This window comes from Gilvimarinus gilvus (assembly GCF_030518155.1).
GTDB classification, from domain to species: domain Bacteria; phylum Pseudomonadota; class Gammaproteobacteria; order Pseudomonadales; family Cellvibrionaceae; genus Gilvimarinus; species Gilvimarinus gilvus.
Genome location: NZ_JAULRU010000445.1, coordinates 1 through 381, shown reverse-complemented (window position 1 = coordinate 381; position 381 = coordinate 1). Strand labels below are relative to the sequence as shown.

Annotated in this window: 1 protein-coding gene; it reads right to left on the bottom strand. The window is 30.4% G+C overall.

Annotated elements, in window-relative coordinates; translation table 11 throughout:
• Positions 1–381 (bottom strand): ABC transporter permease (locus tag QWI17_RS08800; RefSeq protein ID WP_302722149.1); only part of this gene is annotated, 381 nt, incomplete at both ends.

Genomic DNA, 381 nt, shown 5'->3' with positions numbered 1-381 from the left:
TCTTTACTTTCGAAAACACCAACCACTTGATACATACTTGAACCTAATTGCAAATACTTACCAATAGCAATTTGATTTGGAAAAAAATCTTGCGCAACCAATCGTCCAATAACAATTGATTTGGATTGATTTTCCATATCTTTTTTATTGATAAATCGACCAAGCGTTACATTTTCATTAATCATTGATTCATATTCTGGATAAACTCCAGTAATCGAATAACTTCCTGAATTAGCTTCATTTCGAATTGTATCACTTTTTGAAATTGTACTTACAATCGATTTTATTTCATCTGGAAAAGAATGTTTAATAAAATCAAAATCTTTTACGTCCAATTCTATGGTACGTCCTTGTTTGAAACCATTGTAAGGCTCAGTTGTC